Here is a 24,936-nt window from a genome sequence, read left to right as displayed (position 1 = left end):
GGATGCGGGAATCTCGGCCTCTCAGAACCGAACTCTTGCTCTCTGACGCAAGCGCTTTCAGCACCCGCACCGAGGGTTGGGGCGCTGTTCACCTCGCTGTCACCTGCGCCGCGTAGAACTGACTGTGCGCGGCGACAGAGCTTGACCGGATCGGGTGCCTGCCACCGCCGCGCCGTGGTGAGCGAGCCGCTCCCACCGCGGTCTGAGACCGCGAGACCCCCGCCGAATCGGGTCGGCGGGGGTCTCCTTCGTCTCGGTGCCGGGGCTGCTCCCAGTTCGAATCGCTCACTTTGCAGCTCGGCGGCCGGACTGGCTGCCATTCAAGCGGCTCGAATGCCACGCGGGGCTGTGGATAACCCAGGGCGGCTCGCTGGGGATGCGTACGGTGTGGGCGTGAACACCGAAGACATCGATCAGTTCGGCGAGCTGTTCTCGGTCGGCACCGCTCGACTGCACGGAGTGAGCCGAGGACGACTTCGCCGGGCCGATCTCATCGCACCCTTCCACGGGGTTCGGCTGCGAAAGGACGCCGCTGGTCCCCTCCAGCATGCCGCGGACGACGCCGACCCTTACCAGCGACAGCGCGCGGCCCGCGTCGCACAGGCCCGCATCTACTCGGCGCGGCTCCACACCGGGCACTTCTTCAGCCACCAGACGGCCGCATCGATCTGGGGAGCACCGCTGCCGCTCGACATGGACCTCGACGGAGAGGTGATCGAAGGCGCCGAGCTGCCTCTGCACGTGAGCGCTTCCGGGTTCGTTCCCTTTCCCCGGGCCACAGGCGTTGTCGGGCACCGGACCCTGCAGAGCCTCACGGCGGTCGCGATGCACGACGGCCTGCGGGTGACCTCTCCGGCCGCGACCTGGGTGTCGCTGGGAGCACTGCCCACACGTGACCTCGTCGCGCTCGGCGACTTCTTCTGCCGTCGCTGGCGCGCAGGGCACGGACGTCGCAATGTCGGCCGAGCTCCGCTGGCGACGGTGGAGGAACTGCGTGAGTTCCTCGCTGCGGGGCGCCGGCGCGGGGCCGCCCGCCTGCGCGAAGCGCTGGACCTCATTCGCGAGGATGCCTGGTCGCCGCGCGAGTCGCACGTCCGCGTCATCCTGGTGACCGCAGGAGTTGCAGAACCCGAGCTCAACGTCGACGTGCATGACGACCGCGGGCGGTTCATCGCATGCGTCGATCTGGCGTATCCCGAGCAGCGCGTCGCGATCGAGTACATGGGGATGCTGCACGGCGCGACGTGGGCTGCCGACGTGGAGCGGCTCGCCGCGCTGCGTGCCGCCGGCTGGACCGTGATCGAAGTCACCGCTCCCCTGCTGCGCCGCCCGGAAGAGCTCATCCGTCGGGTGTCAGCGGCCCTTCACACGGCGTTCGAGTAGCACAAATGGCCGCAATCACCGCCGGTTGGCCGCAATATGAGCGATTCGAACGAGGTCAGGGGCGCTCGACGATGAGTGCGTTCGCCATGCCGCCGCCCTCGCACATGGTCTGCAGTCCGAGGCGTCCGTCGATCGCCTCGAGGTGGTCGAGCAGGGTGCCGAGCAGGCGGGTCCCCGACGAGCCCAGCGCATGACCCAGGGCGATCGCGCCCCCGCGCGGGTTCAGCTTCGCCGGGTCGGCGCCGAGCTCTGCGGACCAGGCGAGCGGCACCGAGGCGAACGCCTCGTTGACCTCATAGGCGTCGAGGTCGTCGATGGTGAGGCCGGCGCGTTCGAGCACGCGGCGCGTTGCGGGAATGGGGCCGGTGAGCATGAGCAGCGGGTCGTCGCCGATCACATCGAGCGCGACGATGCGCGCCCGCGGAGTGAGGCCGAGCTGCTCGGCGCGATCGGCGCTCATCATCAGCGCGGCCGATGCCCCGTCGGTGAGCGGCGAGGAGTTGCCCGGCGTGATCGCCCACTCGATCTCAGGGAAGCGTGCGGCGAGGGCGTCGGTGCGGAACGATGCCGGAAGCCCCGCGAGCCTGTCGACCGTGGTGCCCTCGCGCACCGTCTCGTCGATCCGGGCATCCGGCGCCTCGGGCACCGCCACGACCGTGCGGTCGAAGAAGCCGTCGCGCCAGGCCCGCGCTGCGCGGGCGTGCGACTCGGCGGCGAACGCGTCGAGCCGAGCGCGGTCGAAGCCCCAGCGCTGCGCGATCAGCTCGGCGCTCACGCCCTGGTTCACCAGGCCATCGGGATAGCGCTCGCGCAGCCGGGGCGACAGGGGCGACCCGCCGGCTGCCGACGCGCCGAGCGGCACGCGGCTCATCGACTCCACTCCCCCGACGATCACGATGTCGCTCTCGCCGGCCGCGATGCCGGCCGCGGCGAAGTGCACGGCCTGCTGGCTCGACCCGCACTGGCGGTCGATGGTCGTCGCCGGAACGGTCTCGTCGAACCCGGCGGCGAGCACGGCCTGGCGAGCGATGTTCATCGCCTGGTCGCCGACCTGGCTCACGCAGCCGAGCAGCACGTCATCGATCTGGCCGGACTCGAGCCCGTTGCGCTCGAGGATGCTCTGCAGCACGCCCGCCGCGAGATCCACAGGATGCACGCCAGACAGCATCCCGCCCGGCTTGCCGCGCCCGACCGGGGTGCGGACGACATCGACGATCACGGCTTCGCTGCTCATGACTCCATCCTCGCGCGTTCCGCCGGCTGGCGGCGCACCCAGCGGGTCCCGCAGACAGATCAGAGCGCGTGGATCGTCCAGGATGCCGCGTGCGACTCGCCGGAGGCGAGCGTGACCAGACCCGCACCGGAGGTGAAGGCATCGGGGGCGCAGGTCATCGGCTCGACTGCGAGACCGATCCGGTGCGTGGCGGCGTCGTGCGGGGTGTCTGCCGTGTGCACCTGCACCCACGGGCACGCCTCGTCCCAGCTGATCGCGGTGCCGGTGCCATCGGCCGCCCGCACTTCGACGCGCACCAGGCCGCCATCGCGATCGAGCGCCGTGAAGGCGTGATCGATGAACGTCGCGCCGATCGGCCGCGGGGTGCGGAAATTCCATTTCGGATGCCGGTCCACCGCCTCGACGGCGATCGGGGTCAGCCGGTCTGAGGTCACCGTCAGCACCTCGGATGCCGGCAGCGAGAGGGTCCAGGAGTCGACGGCGGACCGGCCGGGAGCGTCGGCGACGAGGTAGGGGTGCGGACCGGTGCCCCAGGGCGCGGCATCGGGGCCCAGATTGCGACCGGTGACCACCTGTGTGAGCCCGTCCGCGCTGAGCCGGTACTCGACTTCGACCTCGACGCGGAACGGATAGCCCGCCTGCGGCTCGATCACCGCGGCCAGCACGACGCGATCCGACTCGACGACCCGATCGGCGAACTCGAGCCAGCCGACGAGTCCGTGCAGGGCATGCCCGCGTGCGGGCTCGGTCAGCGGCAGCCGGTGCTGCACGCCGTCGAACGCGTAGCGACCGTCGACGACACGGTTCGGCCACGGCGCGAGCGTCGCCCCGCGGTACGCGGGACGCACCTCGTCGGCATCGAACGGCACGACGAGGTCGCGTCCGTCGTGCGTCAGTGTGCGAAGCGTCGCGCCGACGCTGGCGATGACCGCCTCGTAGCCGTGCCCCGCGAGGGCGAGCTGGCGGCCGGAGAGCGGCCGCCCCTCGGCCTCGGCCGGCGTCACAGCCCCTGCGCCAGGCGGTAGTAGGCCTGGTTCCAGCGCACCTGCTTCTGGAACTCGGGCAGCGTGGTCGACTCGTCGATCACGAGCAGCTCGACCTCGGCCATCTCGGCGAAGTCGCGGAACGCGTCGATCCCGACGGCCGTCGACATCACCGTGTGGTGCGCGGCACCCGCAGTGAGCCATGCGGCGGCGCTGGTCGTGAAGTCGGGAGCCGGCTTCCACACCGCGCGCCCCACCGGGAGCTTCGGCAGCGCGGCACGCGGCTCGACGTTCTCGACGACGTTCGCGGTGAGACGGAACCGGTCGCGCATGTCGCTCAACGCGACGACGACCGCGGGACCAGGGTCGGCCGTGAACACGAGACGCACGGGATCGTCCTTGCCGCCGATGCCGAGCGGGTGCACCTCGAGGGTGGGCTTCTGCGAGGTCAGCGAGGGCGAGACCTCGAGCATGTGAGCGCCGAGGATCAGCTCGTCGCCAGGGGTCATGTCGTAGGTGTAGTCCTCCATGAGGCTCGCACCGCCGGGCAGACCCGCGCCCATCACGTTGGCGACGCGCACGAGGATCGCCGTCTTCCAGTCGCCCTCGGCGCCGAAGCCGTAGCCCTCCGCCATCAGGCGCTGCACCGCAAGGCCCGGCAGCTGCTTCAGGTCGCCGAGGTCTTCGAACGACGTGGTGAAGGCCCCGAAGCCGCCCTCCTCCAGGAACGAGCGCAGGCCGATCTCGATCGCCGCACCGTCGCGCAGCGACTGGTGACGCTCGCCGCCCGCGCGCAGCTCGGGTGCGACCTCGTACAGCTCCTCGTACTCGGCGACGAGGGCGTCGATCTGCTGCTCGGACGCTGCGGCCACGGCATCCGCCAGGTCGTTCACGCCCCACGTGTTGACCTGAACGCCGAAGCGCAGCTCGGCCTCGGTCTTGTCGCCCTCGGTCACGGCGACGAAGCGCATGTTGTCGCCGAAGCGGGCGAGCTTGAGCGAGCGGGCGGCGGCGAGGCCGGCGGCGGCGCGCTGCCAGGTGCCCAGCTCCCTCCGCACCCGCGGGTCGGAGGCGTGCCCGACGATGGTCTTGCGCGGCACGCCGAGCCGGGTCTGGATGTACCCGAACTCGCGGTCGCCGTGCGCCGCCTGGTTCAGATTCATGAAGTCGAAGTCGATGTCGGCCCAGGGCAGCTCGACGTTCGCCTGCGTGTGCAGGTGGGCGAGCGGCTTCTGCAGCGCATCCAGGCCGGCGATCCACATCTTCGCCGGGCTGAACGTGTGCATCCACGCGACCAGGCCGATGACGTTGTCGGCCGCGTTCGCCTCGAGCGCGATGCGCTTGATGGCGGCGGAGTCGGTGAGCACGGGCTTCCAGACGATGCGCACCGGCGTCTCATCTGCTTCGTCGAGCAGGCGCGCGATCTGCTGCGACTGCTCGGCGACCTGCGCGAGAGTCTCGGGCCCGTACAGGTGCTGACTGCCGGTGAGGAACCAGACCTCGTACTCGTCGAGGGCGGTGGTGAGCGGCGTGCGGGTCATGGGGTTCCTTGCGTTCTGGCGTGCGGCGTGTGCAGGCGAGGGGGTTCAGAGAGCGGCGACCGCGGCGACCTCGACGGCGATGCCGGCGCGGTAGCGGTCGAGATAGGCGGCGTATCCGGCGACGTCGTCGGCGAGCGGTTCGGCGACCCGGACGGACGCGCCGGCGAACACCCGCTCGGCGAGATGATCGCCGAGCGGACGGTCCGACCCGAGGTACGCCGCGAGCACGGCGATGCCCCAGGCGCCGCCTTCGGATGCCGTGTCGCCGACGGCGACGGGGGCGTTCAGCGCCCCGGCGAGGAAGCGCTGGGCGACGCCGGCCGTGCGGAAGATGCCACCGTGCGCGAACATCCGGTCGATCGTCACGCCCTCGCCAGCGAGCACCTGCATGCCGAGGGCGAGGGTGCCGAAGACGCCGTACAGCTGGGTGCGCATGACGTTGGCCAGCGTGAAGCGGCTGTCGGGGGTGCGCACGAAGAGCGGGCGCCCCTCGTCGGTGCCGGTGATCGGCTCGCCCGCGAGGTGGTTGTAGGCGAGCAGCCCGCCCGCGTCGGCGTCGCCGTCGAGCGCCTCGCGGAACAGGGTCTCGAAGACGGCATCCGCCGACTGCGGGGTTCCGGACGCCTCGGCGAAGCGCGCGAACATGCCCACCCAGGCCGCCAGCTCGCTGGCACCGTTGTTGCAGTGCACCATCGCGACGGCGTCACCCGCGGGCGTCGTGACCAGGTCGAGCTCGTGGTGCACCTCGGTGAGCGGACGCTCGAGCACGACCATCGCGAAGATGCTGGTGCCGGCGCTGACGTTTCCCGTGCGGGGAGCCGTGGCGTTCGTCGCGACCATTCCCGTGCCGGCGTCGCCCTCGGGCGGGCAGAACGGGATGCCGGGCTGCAGCGCTCCGGTCGGATCGAGCAGCGCGGCCCCGGCGGCCGTCAGCGCACCGGCCTCGACACCGGCGACGAGCACCTCGGGCAGCAGCGCGCGCAGGTCGCCGCCGGTGCGGGCGTCGTACCGCTCGATGAGCGCCTGATCGTAGTCGCGCGTCGCCGAATCGATCGGGAACATGCCCGATGCGTCTCCGACGCCGAGCACACGCCGCCCCGTGAGCTGCCAGTGCACGTAGCCGGCGAGCGTCGTGAAGAACCGCACCTCGTCGACGTGCGGCTCGGCGTCGAGCTGGGCCTGGCGCAGATGGGCGACCGACCAGCGCAGCGGGATGTTGACGCCGAGCAGGTCGGTCAGCTCGGCTGCCGCAGAGCCCGTGTTCGTGTTGCGCCAGGTGCGGAACGGCACGAGCAGGTCGCCCGAGCGGTCGAATGCCAGGTAGCCGTGCATCATGGCCGAGATTCCGATGGCGCCGAAGGTCGAGGGGCGGATGCCGTAGCGGTCGTACGCGTCGGCGACCAGGCCCGCGTACGCCTCCTGCAGTCCGGTCCACACGGCGTCGAGCGAGTAGGTCCACAGGCGGTTCTCGAACCGGTTCTCCCAGTCGTGGAAGCCGGTCGCGAGCACCTCATGGGTCTCGGCGTCGATCAGGCAGGCCTTGATGCGGGTCGAGCCGAGCTCGATGCCGAGAGCCGTGCGGCCCGAGCGGATGGCCTCTGCCGTGGCGCTCATCGGCGGGCATCCGAGTTCTGGCCGTACAGGTTCTGGTACCGGTCGTACAGGCTGTCGATCGCGGTCTGCGGGATGGGGATCAGCGGCCCCGCCTCTCGCGCGTGGTGCACGGTGCGCGCGACGTCTTCGACCATGACCGCCGCCTTCACCGCGTCTTTCGCGTCGACGCCGATCGTGAACGGGCCGTGGTTCTGCATGAGCACGGCCCGCGAGCGGTGCCCCGTGAGCGTGTCGACGATCCCCCGGCCGATCGAGTCGTCGCCGATGATCGCGAAGGGCCCGACCGGGATCGGACCCCCGAACTCGTCGGCCATCGCCGTGATCACGCAGGGGATCTCTTCGCCGCGCGCGGCCCACGCGACGGCGTAGGTCGAGTGGGTGTGCACCACCCCGCCCACGTGCGGCATGTGGCGGTACACGTACGCGTGCGCGGCGGTGTCGCTCGACGGCGAGCGGTCGCCGCCTTCGCTGCCTGGTACGACGTTGCCGTCGAGGTCGCAGAGGATCATGTTCTCGGGCGCGAGGTCGTCGTAGCTCACCCCGGACGGCTTGATGACGAACAGGTCGGCGCTGCCGTCGTCCGAGAGCCGGACGCGCCCCGAGACGTTGCCGCCGGTCCAGACGACGAGGCCGTAGCGCACGAGCTCGCCGTGCAGACGGGCCACGTCGGCGCGGACGGATCGGATCGCTGCCTCGACGTCGGGGGTGAAGGCGGGAACTGCACTGGTCACGGGCACCTCATCACGCCGGTCGATGTGACCGGTCACAGTCAGTGTGACACCGGCACCCGGCGAGCGTCAAGGGCGCAGTGCGCAAGGCGCGCCCGTCGCAGTGCAACCCGAGCGGACCGCACGCGGAGCGGGGCCGAGGTCGCGGGTCAGCGGGGCGCGGCGATCGAGTCGCGCCGCACGAGCACCGGCTCCACCGGCGCGAGATCGGATGCCGCAGCGTCCGCTCCGCCGAGCAGGGCGGCGACCGCACGCCGCGCGAGCTCGTCGAAGTCCTGCCGCACCGTCGTGAGCTTGGGCCAGTAGTACGCGGCATCCGGAACGTCGTCGAAGCCGACGACGCTGATGTCGCCCGGCACCGACAGCCCCGCCTCGTGCAGCCCGCCGAGCAGGCCGAGCGCCATCTGGTCGTTCGCCGCGAACACCGCGGTGACCCCTGAGTCGCGGATCTCGGCGACGGCCGAGTAGCCGGACCCCGCCGACCAGTCCCCCGCGAGCACGGGACCGGGCTCCAGCCCGCGGGCCGCGATCTCGGCGGTGAAGCCATCGGCGCGGGACTCCGCCTCGAGCCAGTCCGCGGGTCCGGCCAGGTGGGCGATCCGGGTGTGCCCTGCATCCGCCAATGCGGCGACGGCCAGCCGGGCGCCGGCGACCTGGTCGACCGAGAGACCGCGCGCACCGCGATCCGAGGAGTGCAGGGTGACGACCGGCACGCCGGTGCGCAGCTCGTCGAGCGCCTCGAGGGTGCCGGCGTGGGGCGCGACGACGACGATGCCCTCCACGCCCTGTGCGACGAGATGCTCGACCGCCGACACCACCGCGGCGGCGTCGCCGGCGTCCGCGAACGCGGCGCTCACCCAGTAGCCCGCCTCTCGGGCCGAGGCCTCGATCGCGGCGATGCTGCGCGACGGACCGTACTGCAGGGCATCCGAGGCGAGCACCCCGAGGGTTCGGGATCGGCGCGTGCCGAGGGCACGCGCCGCGTTGTTCATGCGGTAGCCGAGCTCTGCCATGGCCGCGAGCACGCGCTCTCGCGTCGCCGTCGCGACCTCCGGATGCTCGTTGAGCACGCGCGACACGGTCTGACGCGAGACCCCGGCGAGCGCGGCGACCTCGCGCACACCCGCCGTGCGCTGAGGCGCCTGACCCGTTCCGCTCATCGTCCCGAGTGTACGACCCGTCGCGCTACTCCTTCTTGCGGGTGACCGCGCGCTGCAGCAGCACAAACACGAGCAGGATGCCGCCGGTGATGATCGTCGTCATCTCGGGCGGGATCCCGCCGTCCCGCGTGATGAGGACGGTCATGAGGCCCAGCACCAGCGCTCCGACGACCGATCCGAGCACGTAGCCGTAGGCGCCCGTGAGCACCGTGCCGCCGATGACCGCGGCCGCGATGGCATCGAGCTCCCAGCCGATGCCGGTGATGTTCTGCGCGGTGCCGAGGCGAGCGGTGTAGAGCACCGCGGCGAGACCCGCGAGTGCCCCGCTGATCACGTAGACGAGCACCTTGGTGCGATGAACCGGCAGGCCCATGAGCAGCGCCGAGTTCTCGGAGCCGCCGATCGCGTACACGGTGCGACCGGTGCGCGTGCGGTGCAGCACGAAGAACGCGGCGAGCACGACGACCACGGCGACGATCACCGCCGGAGTGACGGTCAGGTCGTTGACCTTGGGACCGTCGATGAGCTTGATCTTCTCGCCGATCCACCGCAGGCCCGAGTCCTCGGGCAGCCGCTCGGGCTGAGTGCTCAGCAGCGAGGCGAGCCCTCGTCCGAGGAACATCATCGCGAGCGTGGCGATGAACGGCTGCACGTTGAAGTACCGGATCAGCACGCCGGAGACGAGGCCGAAGAGTGCGCCGATCACGATCATCGTCACCGCGACCGCGAACGGGTTCCATCCCGCGTTCACCAGCATCACGCCCGCGACCGACGAGAAGGCGATGATCGAGCCGACCGACAGGTCGATGCCGCCCGTGATGATGACGAAGGTCAGGGCGACGGCGAGCACGATGAGGTGCGCGTTGTTGATGAGCAGGTTCGACAGGGTGCTGGCCTGCACGATGCGCCCGTACGCGATCTCGCCGTAGACGATCATGCCGACGAAGATGACGACCGAGGCGATGGTCGGCAGCACCGACGGATTCGAGGTGACGCTGCGTCCGACTCGGGCGGCGAGCGCCGCGCCGGCGGGACGGGCAGGGGTCGCGGTCGCGGAGCTCATGCCGCCACCTCCTTCTTCGGGGCATCGACGCCCGGGACGGGGTCCGCCGACCTGCGCCGACGGAACCATGCCCGCACCCGGTCGGACTGCAGCAGGCAGATGATGATGATGACGAGCGCCTTGAACGCCGGAGTGGCCGACGACGAGACGCCGAGGAACAGCACGGTCTTGTCGAGGGTGGCGATCAGGAGCGCTCCGACGAAAGCGCCCGAGAGCGAGAACTTGCCGCCCATGAGAGAGGCTCCGCCGATGACGACGGCGAGGATGGCGTCGAGCTCCAGCTGGTATCCGGTGCGCGAGATGTCGACGGTCATCACGCTGCCGACCGACATGACACCGGCGACTCCCGCGAGCACGCCGCTGAGGATGTACGCGGTCAGCAGCAGCCCCTTGGGCTTGATCCCGGCCATCCGGCTGGCCTTGGGGTTGATGCCGATCGCCTCGATCATGAGGCCGAGGGCGCTGCGCCGCACCACCCAGGCGACGGCGATCACGATGGCGACCGCGAGGATGAAGACGACGGGGATGCCCAGCACGTAGCCGTTGGCGATCCACCGGTACGACTCATTGGATGCCGCGGTGTTCTGCCCGCCCGTGATCACCTTGGCGATGCCGCGACCTGCGAGCATGAGCACCAGCGTCGCGATGAACGGCTGCAGCCCCACATAGGCGACGAGCACGCCGTTGACCGCGCCGAGGGCAGCGGTGACGAGCAGCGACAGCCCCACCGCGGTGAACGCCGCGCCGGCGGAGCCGGTCGCGCCCGGCCCGCTGAGCAACTCCATCGACACCGCTCCGGCGACGGCCATCATCGAGCCGACCGAGAGGTCGATGCCCGCGGTCGCGATCACCAGCGACATGCCGATCGCGATCATCATGATCGGGGCCGCCTGACGCAGGATGTCGATCACGTTGCCGACCAGGTTGCCGTTGTTGGGGTTGATCGAGATGGCGAGGTAGCCCGGGTCCTTCAGCACGTTGAGCGCGAGCAGCGCGACGATCGCGATGATGCCCCAGAAGAACGGCTTGTGGATGAGGTCTCGCCAGACGGCGGTCGCGTTGTTCATCGCGCGCCCTCCTCTGCGGTCGTTGCGGTGATGGTCTCGGGCAGTGCGCCCTGCGCGTCGTCGAGGGTGGCTGCCGCGGCATCCGTCCCGTGCGCCGCGATGATGTCGACGATCTCCTGGGCCGTCACATCGGGCCCGTTCTGGATCTCGCCGATCTTCTCATGGTCCTTGAGCACGACGATCCGCTCCGAGAGGCGGACGACCTCTTCGAGCTCCGATGAGATGAACACGACGGCGACCCCTTCTTCGGCGAGCGCCGCGACCGCCTCCTGGATCTCCGCCTTGGCTCCGACATCGATGCCGCGGGTCGGCTCGTCGAGGATCAGCAGCTCGGGCTGGGTGGCGAGCCAGCGACCCAGCAGCACCTTCTGCTGGTTGCCGCCGGAGAGGTTCTTGATGAGGCGGTTGGGGTCGCCCGGGCGCACGTTCAGCTCGGCGATGTACTTCGCGACGAGGGCATCCTGCTCCCTGCGCGGAATGGGCCTGGCCCACCCGCGCTCGGCCTGCACGGCGAGGATGATGTTCTCGCGCACGGTGAGGTCGCCGACGATGCCCTCGTCTCGGCGGTTCTCGGTCGAGAAGGCGATGCGCTCGGCCAGCCCGTCGGCGGGCGATGAGATGCTGACGGAGCGCCCGCGCAGCGTCAGCTCCCCCTGGTCAGGGCGATCGGCGCCGTAGAGCAGGCGGGCGAGTTCTGTGCGGCCGGAGCCGAGCAGGCCGGCGAGGCCGATCACCTCGCCCGGGCGGATGTCGAGGTCGGTCGGCTCGACGGATCCCCGGCGGCCGATTCCGGATGCCGAGAGCAGCGGCTGCTCATCGGATGCGCGCGGTGCCGTGCGGCGGTTTCCGCCGAGCGACTTCAGCGCATCGAGGTCTTTGCCGATCATCTTCGAGATCAGCGCGTGCCGGTCGAGCTCGCGCGTGAGGTACTCGCCCTCGTAGCGTCCGTTGCGCAGCACCGTGAGACGGTCGCTGATCGCGTAGATCTGGTCGAGGAAGTGCGAGACGAAGAGGATCGCGACGCCCTGGTCGCGCAGGGTCCGCATCACGCGGAACAGCCCGTCGACCTCGGCGGCGTCGAGGCTCGACGTCGGCTCGTCGAGGATGAGCACCTTGGCCTTGATGGCCATGGCGCGGCTGATCGCGACGAGCTGCTGCATCGCGATCGAGAGAGTGGAGAGCGGCCTGCGGGTGTCGAGCCGGTCTAGTCCGAGGCGGGCGAGCGCGTCGGTCGCCGCCCTGTGGGTGGCTCGCCAGTCGACGCCGAACGGCCCCCGTACCTCGTGCCCGAGCATGACGTTCTCGCCGATGCTGAGGTTGGGCGCGAGGTTCACCTCCTGATAGACCGTGGAGATCCCGGCATCCTGCGCGTCGCCGGTGCCGGCGAACCGTCTCTCCTGCCCGGCCACCACGATCGCTCCGGAGTCGATCCGGTAGACGCCGGTGAGCGCCTTGATGAGGGTGGACTTGCCGGCGCCGTTCTCGCCCATCAGGGCGTGCACCTCGCCGGGGAAGAGGCGGAACTCGACGTCGTCCAGGGCCTTCACCCCGGGGAACTCAATCGAGATCCCGCGCATCTGCACGATGGGCAGTTCTTCGGTCATCGCTGTCTCTCCGTCTGGGTCGACGAGGCCGGGTGGCGCATCGCGCGCCACCCGGCTCCCGGTCAGTACTTGCGGTCGGCGAGCACGGCCTTGGCCGCGTCGGCCGAGTCGAACGCCTCGCTCGGGACGATGATGTACGGCTCGACGTCCTCGCCGTCGAGCGCCTTCTGCACGACCTCGAGAGCGGTCTCTCCGAAGAGCGGGTTGTACTCGTGCACGTAGCTGAGCTTGCCGTCGGCGAGCGCCTGGATCGCGTTCTTCGTACCGTCGATCGTGGCGATCTTGATGTCCTCGCCGACGACGAGACCGGCCTCTTCTGCGGCCTGAGCCGCTCCGAGACCCATCTCGTCGTTCTGCGCGAAGACGAACTGGATGTCGTTGCCGTTGGCCTTGAGCATGGTCTCGAGGACGCTCTTGCCCTCCTCCGTCGACCAGTTCGCCGTCTGCGCGTCGACCTTGGTCAGCTGCGCGCCGCCCAGGCCCTCTTCGAAGCCCTTGTTGCGCTCGTTCACGACGCCGACACCGGCCGGGCCCTCGAGCACGACGTAGTTGCCGCCGTCGGGGAAGGCGCTCGCCGCCCAGGCGCCGACCTCCTTGGCGACCTCGACGTTGTCGGGCGCGATGCGGGTGACGTACAGGCTGTCGTCGTCGGGCTCGATGCCGCGGTCGAGCAGGATGACCGGGATCTCGGCCTCCTGCGCGAGCTTGAGCGAGTCCTCCCAGCCGGTGGCCTCGGTCGCCGAGAGCAGGATCACGTCGACGCCCTCATCGACGAAGGCGGTGAAGCTGTCGATCTGCGACTTCTGGTCGAGGTTGGCCGCGGGTGCGTAGCTGAGCTCGTACCCGGCCTCCTCGGTGAACGTGTCCTTGATGTTCTGCTCGTTCGCCTGGCGCCAGCCGCCCTCGGGGCCGACCGCGACGAAGCCGACGTTGATCAGTTCGCCGGAGCCGCCGTCGGCGCCCGCGTCCGCATCGGCCGCCCCTCCGCTGCAGCCCGTCAGGCCGAGCGCGAGCGCGCCGACCGCGGCGAAGCCGAGTACCGCTGTGATGTGCCTCTTTGCAGACATTGTTCTCCTCCTTGAGACCGGGTGCCGCCCGGGTGGACCGTGATGGTCCGGTGTGGGTTCGCAGGACGTGGGTGCGTCCTGGCAAGGATGTTACCGGGAACATTCCTCAGAGCACAAGAGATCTTTCCGCGACCGTCGACGGCGCCGTCAGGCGTGGTCGGCGGCGATCATCTCGACGACCGTGTCGACCGTGACCCCCGGTCCGTTGCTCAGCTCGCCGATCTTCTCGCGATCCTTGAGCACGAGGATCCGGTCGCTCAGCCGCACGACCTCTTCCAGCTCGGACGAGATGAACACCACGGCCGTCCCCTCGGCAGCCAGCCGGCTGACGCGCCGCTGGATCTCCAGCTTCGCCGAGACGTCGATGCCGCGGGTCGGCTCGTCGAGGATCAGCACATGGGGCCTGACGATCAGCGCCCGGGCGAGCATGACCTTCTGCTGGGTGCCACCCGACAGCAGCTCGACCGGACGGTCGAGCTCGTCAGGGTCGAGATGCAGCGCGTCGATGCAGGCATCCACCAGCCCGGCCTGCTCCGCCCTCGACACCGGACGCGTCCACCCCCGCACCGCCTGCAGCGAGAGCAGGATGTTCTCGCGCGCGGTCAGCCCGGCGATGATCCCGTCGGTGCGCCTGCTCTCGCTCGAACGCGAGATGCGCCTGCGCAGTGCCGCCGACGGGCTGCGCAGAGCGACCCGCTCCCCCGAGACCTGCAGGTCGCCGGCATCGGGGCGCAGCGCTCCGCCGAGAAGCGACGCCAGCTCGGTGCGGCCGGAGCCGCGCAGCCCGGCGAATCCGACGATCTCGCCTCGGTGCACCTCGACGTCGGTCGGCGCGAGCACTCCGCGACGACCGATGCCCTCTGCCCTGAGCACCGGCTCGCCCTCGGCCTGGTAGTGGTGCGCCTTGCGCTCCGACCCGAGGGCGCGCAGCCCCTCGATGTCCTTGCCGAGCATCTGCGAGATGAGATCGGCGCGCTCGAGATCGCGCGTGGCGTGCTCGCCGATCTTCCTGCCGCCCCGCAGCACGGTCATCCTGTCGCTGATCGCGAACGCCTGCTCGAGGAAGTGCGACACGAACAGGATGGCCGTGCCACCGTCGCGCAGTCCGCGGATCACCCGCATGAGCGTCGTGACCTCTGCCTGGTCGAGGCTCGCTGTCGGCTCGTCGAGCACCAGCACCCGTGGTTCGTCGACGACCGATCGCGCCAGCGCCACCAGCTGCTTCTGCGCGGGCGACAGCTGCGTCAGCGGTGTGCGCGGGTCGAGCTCGTCGAGGCCGAGCCGGGCGAGCGCTCGAGCGGCATCCGCCCTGGTGCGGCGCCAGTCGATGCCGAGGCGCCCCCGGCGCTCACGCCCCAGCATCACGTTCTCGGCGACGCTGAGGTTCGGGCTGAGCTGCGCCTCCTGGAACACGGTCGCGATGCCCGCCCCGCGGCTCGCCGCGACGCCCGAGAACTCGCGCGCATCGCCGTCGACGAGCAGCATGCCCGCGGCCGGGCGGCGCGTGCCCGTGAGCACGCCGATGAGCGTCGACTTGCCGGCTCCGTTCTCGCCCATGAGGGCGTGCACCTCACCGGGGAAGAGCCGGAAGTCGACACCGTCGAGCGCGCGCATACCGGGGAAGTCGACCGTGATCCCGAGCATCTCGACGATGGGGTCGACGGACGTGCCGGTCACCGCACCTCCCTCGGCGCCGCGGTCGATTCGCGCACGACGAGCTCGGTGGGGATGCGCGTGACCTGAGGGATCTCGCGCTTCTCGATGGCCGCGCGCAGCATCTCGACCGCGGCCGAGCCCAGCGCCTCGAAATCCTGACGGACGGTGGTGAGAGGCGGCAGGAAGTGGCGGGCCAGCGGCACGTCGTCGAAGCCGACGACGCTGAGATCGCCCGGCACGTCGAACCCGCGTTCGTGCAGACCGTGGATGAGGCCGATCGCGGTGTCGTCGTTGGCGGCGAAGATCGCGGTGAAGTCAGGCAGCCGCTTCAGGCCGATCGCGAAGTCGTAGGCGAAGTCCGCACTCCAGTCGCCCACGACGATCGGCCGCTCACGCACTCCCCACGACTTCGCCCTGGTGTGGAAGGCCCGCTCACGCGCTCGGGCGTCGAGCCAGTCGAGAGGCCCCGATACGTGCAGGATGTCGCGGTGGCCGAGAGAGACGAGGTGGTCGACGACCAGCGCGGCTCCCGCGTTCTGGTCGATCGACACCGTGAGGAACGTCGGATCGGCATCCGCCTTGATCACCAGCATCGGCACGCTCATGGCGACGCGGCGCAGTGCGGCCACGGACGACGACCGAGGGGCGATCACGCAGATCGCATCGACCCCCTGAGTGGTGAGGCTGTCGACCGCGTCCTGCGGGGTCAACGGGTCGCCTTCGAGGAGCGCGATGGGCGTCACGGAATAGCCGGCGCCGCGGGCGGCGAGCTCGACGGCCCGGAGGATGCTGGTCGGGCCGTGCGCCACCGCGCTCTCGACGATCACTCCGATGCGCTGACTGCGCTGCGTGGCCAGAGCCCTCGCGACGAGGTTCGGACGGTAGTCGAGCTCTTCGATCGCCTCGAGCACGCGACGTCGCGTCTCGGGCTTGATGTTCGGGTAGTCGTTGAGCACCCGCGAGACAGTCATGTGCGAGACACCCGCGATCGTCGCGACCTGCCTGATGTTCGGCTTGTCTGAACCGACGTTCGCCATGCGGTCCTCCGTCGAGCGTGCTTGTCGCGATGTTATCGGGAACGACTCGGGCGGCACAATGAGGGGCCGGCCGAAGCGTACTCCGGCCGGCCCCGATGGCGGATCGCGATCAGCCGCAGCGCGCGACCGGTGTCGCGATCTCCTGCGTCACGTCGACCCGCTCGCCGTCCACCACGGCGGTCGCGGAGACGGTGATCGCGCCTTCGGGCACGACGGCCCGCTTGGTGTTCACCACCGTCGACGCAGCGGCACCGGCGTCGACCGCGCCGATGCCCCGGCGTCCGTACGGGGTCTCCACCGTGAACGAAGCCGGCACGGCGGCGCCGTTGGTCACGCCGATGGTCAGGCTGACGAACTTGCCCGCCAGGCAGCGATCGGTCACGTCGACCGTGAACGGCAGCACCGGCGCGATGTCGCGCTCGAACGCCCAGTTGTCGACCTCGGCGAGGCCGGCGCCGTCCTCGGCGCCTTCGGGCGCGGCGAACACGAAGAACACGTCGTGCTCACCGGTCGCCCCTTCCACATCGGCCTGCACGGTGGTCCACTCTCCGAGAGCTCCCGTAAGCGGGATCTCGGCGACGACCGGGCCGTCGACCTGGTCGAGTCGCACCTGGACGCTGCCGCCCGCGACGAGCGGCTTCACCCGGGCGGACACCGTCTTCGCGCCGTCGCCGAAGTCGACACCCGAGATACCCGCGAAGTCCCCATCGTCGACCTTCGACAGCACCATGTTGCCGCCGCCGTTGTGCTCGGGGAACTCGACAGACGGGGCATCCGTCTTGGTGACGGCGAGGCCGAGCTGCCAGGCGAGGGTCTCGGCCTCGAACGTGCGGTACGGGTCGAAGGCCTCGACCTGCTCGACGCCGGCGCGCGTTCCGACGATCGGCTTGATGGTGCCGTCTTCGTTGAACTCGAGCTTGTCGATGTGCACCGAGCGATAGCCCTGGGTCGACCCCGGTGTGCCGAGAGCCGCAGCCCACGCCGCGCCGCGCGTCTGCGCGTGATAGGTGAAGTAGGTCTCGCCCTTGAACTCGAACATGTCGGAGTGGTTGTTGCCCCCGTTGCCCGCACCGAAGAACGTCGACTGATTCAGGAACGCCTCTCCTGCGTACTTCGAGGCCGGCAGGTCCATCGGATCATCGGTCATCATGTACGCGATCGCGCCCGTCCTCGGGTACTTGCCCGCCTCGGCCTTCACCTGGAAGTTCGACGAGTACGAGTAGTAGTACCTGCCGTCGCGCTTGAACATGCTCGACGCCTCGAACATGCCGGGGCCGTCGATCTCGACCGGGTCGCCGTCGAGCGTGACCATGTCGTCCTTCAGCTTGACCACGCGGGTCGACTTGGGATTCTGCGGGCCCTGCACGTTCGGAGCGGTGCCGATCTGCGAGTTGCCGCCGAAGTAGAGGTACGCCTGACCGTCGTCGTCGATGAACACCTCGGGGTCGAAGAGCCACATGCCCGCCGGGAATCCGCCCGAGGCGATGTAGTCGCGCGACACGGTGTCGGGGACGATCTTCTTGCCGAGCGGATCGGTCCACGGGCCGAGCGGCGAGCCCCCGACGACCACGGCGGTTCCCGTGCCGCTGTCGCAGAAGTACAGGTAGACCTTTCCGTCCTTCTCGATGGCCGCGGGTGCCCACGAGTTGCGGGCCCATGGTGCCGCACCGCCCTCGCGCGCGATCGGCACCGCTCCGTGGTCGACCCAGTTGACCATGTCGCTGGTCGACATCACGTTGAGCCGGGTGATCGCACCGTAGCCGTTCGACTGGGTCGGCAGCCCGTTGGCGTCCTTGCTGTTCGCCTCGTACTGCTGCGTGTCGTCGGTCGAGTAGATGTAGAGGCGGCCGTTGTAGACGAGGTGGTGCGGGTCTGCGCCGAACTTGTGGCCGACCAGCGGGTTGTGGTCGCCGATCGGCTTGGTCTGCACCTGCTCGAGGCTCGTGAAGGCCGGCTGCTCCGGAGCATCGGCGATCTTGATGAGCGAGAGCTCGTCGACCGCGAAGTCCTGCAGCGCGCCCGATCCCCATGGGGTCTCGACGAAGAACCAGCCCGCGGCGGCGTGCTTGGCCTCGGCCGTGAACTGCTGGGTGAACGAGCCCCACTCGCCCTTCGTGAACGTGGTTCCGTAGTCGGCGCAGCCGTTGAAGTTCGTCGGGCAGAAGGTGAAGTTGAACCGCTGCGTGTCCGCGCCCTCGGTGTACTTCAGCTTGCCGCTCATCCGGTAGGTGGCGCCCGTCTCGAGCCGCCCGCTGACGTTCGCGAACGGACCGGACTGGGTGTTCTCACGCCCCGTCACGGACAGCGAGTGCGTTCCGGTGGCGGCATCCGTGCTCAGGGCGAGAGTCCCGCCTCTGGTGTTCGCCCATCCGACGTAGTCCCCGGCGAAGCGGCCGTCGGGCAGCAGGTTGCCCGGCACCGGCGGCACCTCAGGACCGGCCGCGACGACGGCCTGCGGCGCGAGGGAGACCGGCGCCGCCGAAGCGGACTGGCCGATGGCGACCGCCGATGAGGCGATCAGTGCCGTCACGCCCGCCAGGGCGGCGACGCGACGCGCCGATCGACGCCGCACGCGGCGGACGTCGTTGTCGATTGTTCTCACGTGTACGTACTCCTTCTACTGCATCGGCCGTTCACGGGCGCGACAGAGCGCAGGCGCGCTCGAGCAGCGGCCTGAGGCCGCTGCGGCACGGGGGTGCCGAGAGGACGCGCCGAGGACGGCGGTGGGGATCGGCCGGTCGGCCGGCGGCGGAGCCGCTGTCTCAGCTGGGCCGGGCCACCGGGTTCGGTGCGGGTCTCTCCTCCTCGAGATACGACGGATGCCACGGCATGGGATCAGCTGCCTCGGATGTTACCGGTATCACAACGGCCGGCACAAGACCTCTGTGGCGTGATTCCCCCGTCCCCCGCACCACGCGTCGCACGCGACGAGCACGCATCTCGAGGCGCAACGCTCCCGTGCCAGGATGTCGGCATGCCCGCATCGCTCCCCCTCGCCGACGGCACCCGGCTTCCCGCACTCGGCTTCGGCCTCTACAAGGTGCCGGTCGAGCAGACCCGCGAGGTGGCTCTCGCCGCGATCGGAGCCGGCTATCGGCTGGTCGACGGCGCGCAGTTCTACGGCAACGAGCGCGAGCTGGGCGCGGCGATCCGCGCGTCGGGCCGGCGCGACGAGCTGCTCGTCGCCTCGAAGTTCTGGGGCGATCCTGTGCAGAGCCGGGCGCAGGCGCTCGCCGACTTCGCGCAGTCCGAGCGCGACCTCGGCATCGGGCCGCTCGACCTGTATCTGATCCACTGGCCGCGCTCGACGCGGGGCGCTTTCGTCGACGTCTGGCGTGGGCTCATCGAGCTGCAGCAGCAGGGGCGCGTGCGCACGATCGGCGTCGCCAACTTCGAGATCGACGACCTGCGTCGCCTCATCGACGACACCGGCGTCGCCCCCGCCCTCAACCAGGTGGAGTCGCACCCGTGGCTGCCGCAGCATGAGCTGCGTGCGTTCCATGCAGAGCACGGCATCGTCACGCAGGCGTGGAGTCCGCTCGGTCGCGGGCGGCTGCTCGACGACCCCACCCTGACCGGCATCGCGGCGAAGCACGCGGTGTCGGTCGCCCAGGTCATCCTGCGCTGGCACCTGCAGCTGGGCGGAGCCGCGGTGGTCAAGTCCGTGCATCCGGACCGCCTGCGTCAGAACCTCGACCTCGACGGCTTCGACCTCGACGCCGACGATCTCACCGCCGTCGCCGCACTCGAGACCGGCGAGCGCACCGGCACCCACCCCCGCGACCGCCAGTAGCCCCATCGCCGAGAAACCACTTCGGGCATGAAACCCACGCTCACACGTGGTTTCTCATGCCCGAAGTGGTGTCTCGCGGTCGGAGCGAGAGCGGGATGCGGTCAGCCGGCGGCTTCCTCCGGGCGCTCCTGCACGTCGATCGCCGCGGTGTCGGGCACGTAGGCCTGGATGTGCCGCTCGTCGACGCCGTTGTACGCCGACAGAGGGCGGATCAGCGCGTTCGCGCCCTGCTGCTCGGCGATGTGCGCCGTCCAGCCGACGATGCGCGCCGCGATGAACAGCGGCGTGAAGGTGAGCGTGTCGTAGCCGATCAGGTTGTACGCCGGGCCCGACGGATAGTCGAGGTTCGGGTAGATGCCCTTGCGCTCGACGAACTCGCTCTCGAGCGTCTCGTACAGCTCGGCCACGTCGGGGCGGCCGTAGTGCTCGACGAGCGAGTCGAGCGCCGCCTTCATGGTCGGCACCCGCGAGTCGCCCCGCTTGTACACCCGGTGGCCGAAGCCCATGATCTTGCGCTTCTCGGCGAGCGCCTTGTCGAGCCAGGGCACGACCCGGTCGGCCGATCCGATCTCGTCGAAGATGTGCATCACGGCCTCGTTGGCCCCGCCGTGCAGCGGGCCCTTGAGCGCGCCGATCGCACCCACCACGGCCGAGTACAGATCGCTCAGGGTCGAGGTGATCACGCGGGCGGTGAAGGTCGACGCGTTGAACGAGTGCTCGGCGTACAGGATCATCGACCGGTTGAACGCGTCGACGACCGTCTCATGCGGCTCTTCTCCGAACGTCAGCCACAGGAAGTTCGCGGCGTAGTCGAGGTCGTCCCTCGACTCGACGAGCTCCTGACCGCGGCGACGGCGCTGGCCGTACGAGACCACGGCCGGCAGCACCGCGAACAGCTGCAGGCTGCGCTGCAGGTTCTGCTCGGGGGTGCCCACGGCATCCAGCACATTGCCCGTGCCCGCGGTCTCGAACGCGCCGATCACGCTGACCGCCGTGCGCACCTCGTCCATCGGGTGCGAGTCGAGCGGCAGGGCGTCGATCGCGGCCTTGACCTCGGGCGTGAGGGCGCGGTGAGCGCGCTCGGTCGCACGGAACTCCGCCAGCTGCGCATCGGTCGGCAGCTCGCCATGCCACAGCAGGTAGGCGACGGCCTCGAACGACTGGGTCGCCGCGAGCTCCTGCACCGGGTATCCGCGGTAGAGCAGGCTGTTGGTCTCGGGGTTGACCTTGCTGATGGCCGTCACGTCGGCGACGACCCCCGCCAGGCCCTTCCTGATCTCGGACTCGCTCATAGCTGCTCCCTGCTCACGGTGAAGGTGAAGACTCCCGAGTCGAAGTGGTTGTACGACTCGTAGTCGATCAGATCATAGAGATCGGCGCGGTGCTGCATCTCGCCGAGCTTCGAGGTCAGGTGCCCCTCGTCGTTCAGGGTATCGAGTGCGCGACCGGCCGCACCCGTCGCGATGCGCAGCAGCGAGACCGGCCAGATCACGATGTTCACGCCGACGTCGCGCAGCTGGTCGACCGAGAACAGGTCGCTCTTGCCGAACTCGGTCATGTTGGCGAGGATCGGCACGTCCACGGCATCCCGGATCGCGGCGAACTCCTCGAGCGAGCGCATCGCCTCGGGGAAGATCGCGTCGGCCCCGGCATCCACCAGCGCCCTGGCGCGGTCTTTCGCCGCCTCGAGTCCGTCGACGGCGGCGATGTCGGTGCGCGCCATGATGAGGAAGTTCTCGTCGCGGCGTGCGTCGACCGCAGCCCGGATGCGCTTGACGGCCGTGTCCTCGTCGACGACCGACTTGCCGTCGAGATGCCCGCATCGCTTCGGGTTGATCTGGTCTTCGATGTGCGCACCGGCGATGCCGGCGTCTTCGAGGGCCTGGATCGTGCGGGCGACGTTCATCGGCTCGCCGAACCCGGTGTCGGCGTCGATGATCGCCGGCAGCTCGGTCATCCGCGCGATCTGCTGGCCGCGGCCGGCGACCTCGGTGAGCGTCGTGAGCCCGATGTCGGGAAGGCCGAGGTCGGCCGACAGCACGGCACCCGAGATGTAGACGCCTTCGAAGCCCTTCTGCTCGATGAGCCGGGCGCTGAGCGGGTTGAACGCCCCAGGGAACCGCAGCAGCTCGCCTGACGCGAGCCGCTCCCGGAACGCGCGACGCTTCTCGTGCGCCGGAGTGGTGGAGTACAGCATGAGAACCTTCTTCATCTCTCGAATCGCTCAACTGGCGGCGAAACCAGCCGGGAGACGGCCAGTTGAGCGATTCGACGGCGGGTCAGACTTTCAGAACAGGCCCTTCGGGGCATCGGCGGATGCCAGCAGGCGCGGCTTCGCGACGATCGAGAGCTCCTGCACCTCGTCGGCGGTGAGCTCGGGGAGCCTCTGCACCAGCGCCAGGAAGCGCTCGATCTCGGCCACCTCGAGCACGGGCTCGGCGAGGATGCGGAACTTGCGGATGTAGTTCTCGCGGGTGAAGGGGCGCGCGCCCAGCGGGTGCGCGTCGGCGACGGCGATCTCGTCGACCACCGTGGTGCCGTCGGTCAGCGTGATCTCCATGCGTCCGCCGAACGCCTTCTCTGCGGGGTCGATGGAGTGGTAGCGGCGGGTCCACTCCGGGTCCTCGGCAGTGGTGATCTTGTTCCACAGCTCGACGGTGTCTGCGCGCCCCGCACGCTCGGGGGTGTACGAGTCGACGTGGTGCCAGGTGCCGTCCTGCAGCGCGACCGCCAGGATGTACGGGATCGAGTGGTCGAGCGTCTCGCGCGAGGCGGTCGGGTCGTACTTCTGCGGATCGTTCGCGCCCGAGCCGATCACGTTGTGCGTGTGGTGGCTGGTGTGCAGCACGATCGACTGGATGTTCGCCGGGTCGCGCAGCTCGGGCCGCGCGGTGCCGAGGCGGCGCGCGAGGTCGATGATCGCCTGCGCCTGATACTCGGCCGAGTGCTCCTTGGTGTACGTGTCGAGGATCGCGCGCTTGGGCTCGCCTGCTGCGGGCAGGGGCACCTCGTACGAGGCGTCCTTGCCGTCGAGCATCCAGGCGATCACGCCGTCTTCGCCTTCGTAGATCGGCGAGGGCGAGGTCTGGCCGCGCATGGCGCGGTCGACGGCCTCGACGGCCATCTTGCCTGCGAAGGCCGGGGCGTGCGCCTTCCAGGTCGAGATCTCGCCCTTGCGGCTCTGGCGGGTGGCGGTGGTGGTGTGCAGGGCCTGGCCGATGGCCTGGTAGATGGTCTCGGCGTCGAGGCCGAGCAGGGTGCCGATGCCGGCGGCGGCCGAAGGGCCGAGGTGCGCGACGTGGTCGATCTTGTGCTTGTGCAGCGAGATCGCCTTCACGAGGTCGACCTGGATCTCGTAGCCGGTGGCGAGGGCGCGCACGAGCGCGCGGCCATCGGCTCCCGTGTGCTGGGCGACGGCGACGATCGGCGGGATGTTGTCGCCAGGGTGCGAGTACTCGGCGGCGAGGAAGGTGTCGTGGTAGTCGAGCTCGCGCACGGCGACGCCGTTCGCCCATGCCGCCCACTCGGGGCTGGTGCGCTCGTCGAGGGCGCAGCCGAAGACGGTGGCTCCTCTGCCGCCGGTCGAGACGGGGTGGCTGAACGCCTGGGCGCGGGCCGCGTTGATCGGGCCGCGGGTGAGGGATGCCGCGGCGACCGACGCGTTGTCGATGATGCGGTTGACGATCATGTCGACCACCTCGGGCTCGACCTCGACGGGGTCGACGGCGACCTGTGCGATCTTCCAGGCGAGCTGCTCCTCGCGGGGGAGCTCTTCTTCCGAGCGGTAGACGCGGACGTGGTGGTTGACGGTCATCGTGTTCCTTCCGTGAGGGACTGCAGGATGCTCTCGAGAGCGTTGTGCAGGTGGACGTGGGTGGCGTGGGCGGCGAGATCCGCGTCGCCGGATGCCAGGGCGCGGGCGATCAGCAGGTGCTCGCGCGCCGAGGCGGCGAGCCGCTCGGGTTTGTCGCGAGCCATCCGTCGCACGCGCACGAGGTGGGTGCGGACGGTGCGGAGGGCTGAGGAGAGGTAGTCGTTGCCCACGGCGGCGTCGAGCTGGGCGTCGAGGCGGGCGATGAGCCCGTAGTAGGCGTCGCGGCCCTCGGCGCCGTCGAGGTCGACGTGGTCGAACTCGTCGGCCAGAGCCGCGAAGGCACCGGCATCCCCCCGCTGAGCGGCGAGGCGGGCCGAGGTCTCCTCGAGAGCACGGCGGATCTCGAACAGGGCGCGGATGTCGTCGGCATCCAGCCCCGCGACGACGGTCACGCGCGGGGACTGCTGCACGGCGAGGCCGTCGGCGGCGAGGCGGCGCAGCGCCTCGCGCATGGGCGTGCGGCTGACGCCGAGCCTGGTCGCCTGCTCGACCTCGCCCAGCACGGTGCCTGCGGGGAGGGTGCCCGACTGGATCTCTTCGAGCAGGGTCTCGTAGGCGCGATCGCTCGCTCTGACGCGGTCGACGACGGTGCTCATACCCTCAGCGTATACACAAAGGCGACCGGATGCCAGAATCTCTGCGCTTGCATGGATCTACGTATACATAAACGAATCTCGATTTCCCCTTGCGCTCGGGCTACTCAGTGTTACTATGTACCGGTAGTCAACATCACTGAGTACTGGAACGGAGGGTCGATGTGGGCAAGCAGATGACCGAGATGCTCAAGGGCACACTCGAGGGAATCGTCCTCGCCCTGCTCGCGGGGCACCCCGCATACGGATACGAGATCACCACGCAGCTGCGCGACCGCGGCTTCGTCGAGATCGCCGAGGGCACCGTGTATGCGCTTCTCGTGCGCATCGAGCAGAAGGGCCTCGTCGACGTCGAGAAGGTGCCCAGCGAGAAGGGACCACCGCGCAAGGTGTTCACCCTCAACGCGCAGGGAGCGCAGGAGCTCGCGGAGTTCTGGAGCACCTGGGCCTTCCTCACCGAGCGTATCGATCAGCTCCGCTCCCCCGACACCGACACCGACACCGACACCACGAACACCGCCTCTGAAGGAGAGAACTGA

The 24,936-nt window shown here is 69.8% G+C and carries 20 protein-coding genes; 3 read left to right on the top strand and 17 right to left on the bottom strand.

Annotation, left to right across the window (positions count from 1 at the left end):
* The first annotated feature begins 393 nt into the window (after positions 1–393).
* Positions 394–1,383, top strand: coding sequence for a hypothetical protein (locus tag AB0N59_RS05865; RefSeq protein WP_363480074.1), 990 nt, complete (start codon positions 394–396; stop codon positions 1,381–1,383).
* Between the two features lie 55 nt (positions 1,384–1,438).
* Here the strand turns inward: AB0N59_RS05865 and AB0N59_RS05860 are convergent, their stop codons facing one another.
* The 13 genes from AB0N59_RS05860 to AB0N59_RS05800 form a co-directional block, all read right to left on the bottom strand.
* On the bottom strand, positions 1,439–2,617 hold the full coding sequence (locus tag AB0N59_RS05860) for a thiolase family protein (RefSeq protein WP_363480071.1): 1,179 nt from the start codon (positions 2,615–2,617) through the stop codon (positions 1,439–1,441).
* Positions 2,618–2,676: 59 nt separating this feature from the next.
* Positions 2,677–3,621, bottom strand: coding sequence for an aldose 1-epimerase family protein (locus AB0N59_RS05855; RefSeq protein WP_363480068.1), 945 nt, complete (start codon positions 3,619–3,621; stop codon positions 2,677–2,679).
* On the bottom strand, positions 3,618–5,141 hold the full coding sequence (gene araA / locus AB0N59_RS05850) for an L-arabinose isomerase (RefSeq protein WP_363480065.1): 1,524 nt from the start codon (positions 5,139–5,141) through the stop codon (positions 3,618–3,620). The genes AB0N59_RS05855 and araA overlap by 4 nt, the downstream gene beginning before the upstream one ends.
* 45 nt (positions 5,142–5,186) lie before the next feature.
* Positions 5,187–6,755 carry an FGGY-family carbohydrate kinase gene (locus tag AB0N59_RS05845; protein WP_363480062.1) on the bottom strand — a complete coding sequence of 523 codons (1,569 nt, stop codon included), beginning with the start codon at positions 6,753–6,755 and terminating at the stop codon, positions 5,187–5,189.
* The gene (locus tag AB0N59_RS05840; protein ID WP_363480059.1) at positions 6,752–7,486 is read right to left on the bottom strand and encodes an L-ribulose-5-phosphate 4-epimerase; all 735 of its coding nucleotides are present in this window, start codon (positions 7,484–7,486) and stop codon (positions 6,752–6,754) included. The genes AB0N59_RS05845 and AB0N59_RS05840 overlap by 4 nt, the downstream gene beginning before the upstream one ends.
* A 146-nt stretch (positions 7,487–7,632) precedes the next feature.
* A complete protein-coding gene (locus tag AB0N59_RS05835; RefSeq protein WP_363480056.1) occupies positions 7,633–8,643 on the bottom strand; it encodes a LacI family DNA-binding transcriptional regulator in 1,011 nt (336 codons plus the stop codon).
* A gap of 25 nt (positions 8,644–8,668) precedes the next feature.
* On the bottom strand, positions 8,669–9,706 hold the full coding sequence (locus AB0N59_RS05830; RefSeq protein WP_363480053.1) for a sugar ABC transporter permease: 1,038 nt from the start codon (positions 9,704–9,706) through the stop codon (positions 8,669–8,671).
* A complete protein-coding gene (locus AB0N59_RS05825; protein ID WP_363480050.1) occupies positions 9,703–10,773 on the bottom strand; it encodes an ABC transporter permease in 1,071 nt (356 codons plus the stop codon). The genes AB0N59_RS05830 and AB0N59_RS05825 overlap by 4 nt, the downstream gene beginning before the upstream one ends.
* Complete coding sequence (locus AB0N59_RS05820) at positions 10,770–12,377, bottom strand: sugar ABC transporter ATP-binding protein (protein ID WP_363480047.1); 1,608 nt, start codon at positions 12,375–12,377, stop codon at positions 10,770–10,772. The genes AB0N59_RS05825 and AB0N59_RS05820 overlap by 4 nt, the downstream gene beginning before the upstream one ends.
* Positions 12,378–12,439: 62 nt before the next feature.
* Complete coding sequence (locus AB0N59_RS05815) at positions 12,440–13,444, bottom strand: substrate-binding domain-containing protein (protein WP_363480044.1); 1,005 nt, start codon at positions 13,442–13,444, stop codon at positions 12,440–12,442.
* A 147-nt stretch (positions 13,445–13,591) separates the two neighbouring features.
* A complete protein-coding gene (locus AB0N59_RS05810) occupies positions 13,592–15,121 on the bottom strand; it encodes a sugar ABC transporter ATP-binding protein (RefSeq protein WP_363480041.1) in 1,530 nt (509 codons plus the stop codon).
* On the bottom strand, positions 15,118–16,137 hold the full coding sequence (locus AB0N59_RS05805) for a LacI family DNA-binding transcriptional regulator (protein WP_363480038.1): 1,020 nt from the start codon (positions 16,135–16,137) through the stop codon (positions 15,118–15,120). The genes AB0N59_RS05810 and AB0N59_RS05805 overlap by 4 nt, the downstream gene beginning before the upstream one ends.
* Positions 16,138–16,246: 109 nt before the next feature.
* Entirely contained in the window at positions 16,247–18,739 is a 2,493-nt protein-coding gene (locus AB0N59_RS05800; RefSeq protein ID WP_363480035.1) for a family 43 glycosylhydrolase, read from the bottom strand.
* Positions 18,740–19,111: 372 nt separating this feature from the next.
* Here AB0N59_RS05800 and AB0N59_RS05795 point away from each other — a divergent pair, with 372 nt between their 5' ends.
* Positions 19,112–19,930 (top strand): aldo/keto reductase, encoded by an 819-nt coding sequence (locus tag AB0N59_RS05795; protein WP_363480032.1) that lies wholly within the window; start codon positions 19,112–19,114, stop codon positions 19,928–19,930.
* 101 nt (positions 19,931–20,031) lie between these two features.
* Here AB0N59_RS05795 and AB0N59_RS05790 read toward each other — a convergent pair whose 3' ends face one another.
* The 4 genes from AB0N59_RS05790 to AB0N59_RS05775 form a co-directional block, all read right to left on the bottom strand.
* Positions 20,032–21,222, bottom strand: coding sequence for a bifunctional 2-methylcitrate synthase/citrate synthase (locus AB0N59_RS05790; RefSeq protein ID WP_363480029.1), 1,191 nt, complete (start codon positions 21,220–21,222; stop codon positions 20,032–20,034).
* Positions 21,219–22,127 carry a methylisocitrate lyase gene (gene prpB, locus AB0N59_RS05785; protein WP_363481222.1) on the bottom strand — a complete coding sequence of 303 codons (909 nt, stop codon included), beginning with the start codon at positions 22,125–22,127 and terminating at the stop codon, positions 21,219–21,221. The genes AB0N59_RS05790 and prpB overlap by 4 nt, the downstream gene beginning before the upstream one ends.
* Before the next feature lie 90 nt (positions 22,128–22,217).
* On the bottom strand, positions 22,218–23,744 hold the full coding sequence (locus tag AB0N59_RS05780) for an MmgE/PrpD family protein (protein ID WP_363480026.1): 1,527 nt from the start codon (positions 23,742–23,744) through the stop codon (positions 22,218–22,220).
* Entirely contained in the window at positions 23,741–24,400 is a 660-nt protein-coding gene (locus AB0N59_RS05775) for a GntR family transcriptional regulator (protein WP_363480023.1), read from the bottom strand. The genes AB0N59_RS05780 and AB0N59_RS05775 overlap by 4 nt, the downstream gene beginning before the upstream one ends.
* Positions 24,401–24,561: 161 nt before the next feature.
* On the opposite strand from AB0N59_RS05775, the gene AB0N59_RS05770 reads away from it, so the two are divergent.
* Positions 24,562–24,936, top strand: a complete 375-nt coding sequence (locus tag AB0N59_RS05770) for a PadR family transcriptional regulator (RefSeq protein WP_363480020.1) — start codon at positions 24,562–24,564, stop codon at positions 24,934–24,936.

The organism is Microbacterium sp. NPDC089321, from assembly GCF_040684935.1.
Lineage (GTDB): Bacteria > Actinomycetota > Actinomycetes > Actinomycetales > Microbacteriaceae > Microbacterium.
This window is presented reverse-complemented; position numbering and strand designations above follow the sequence as displayed.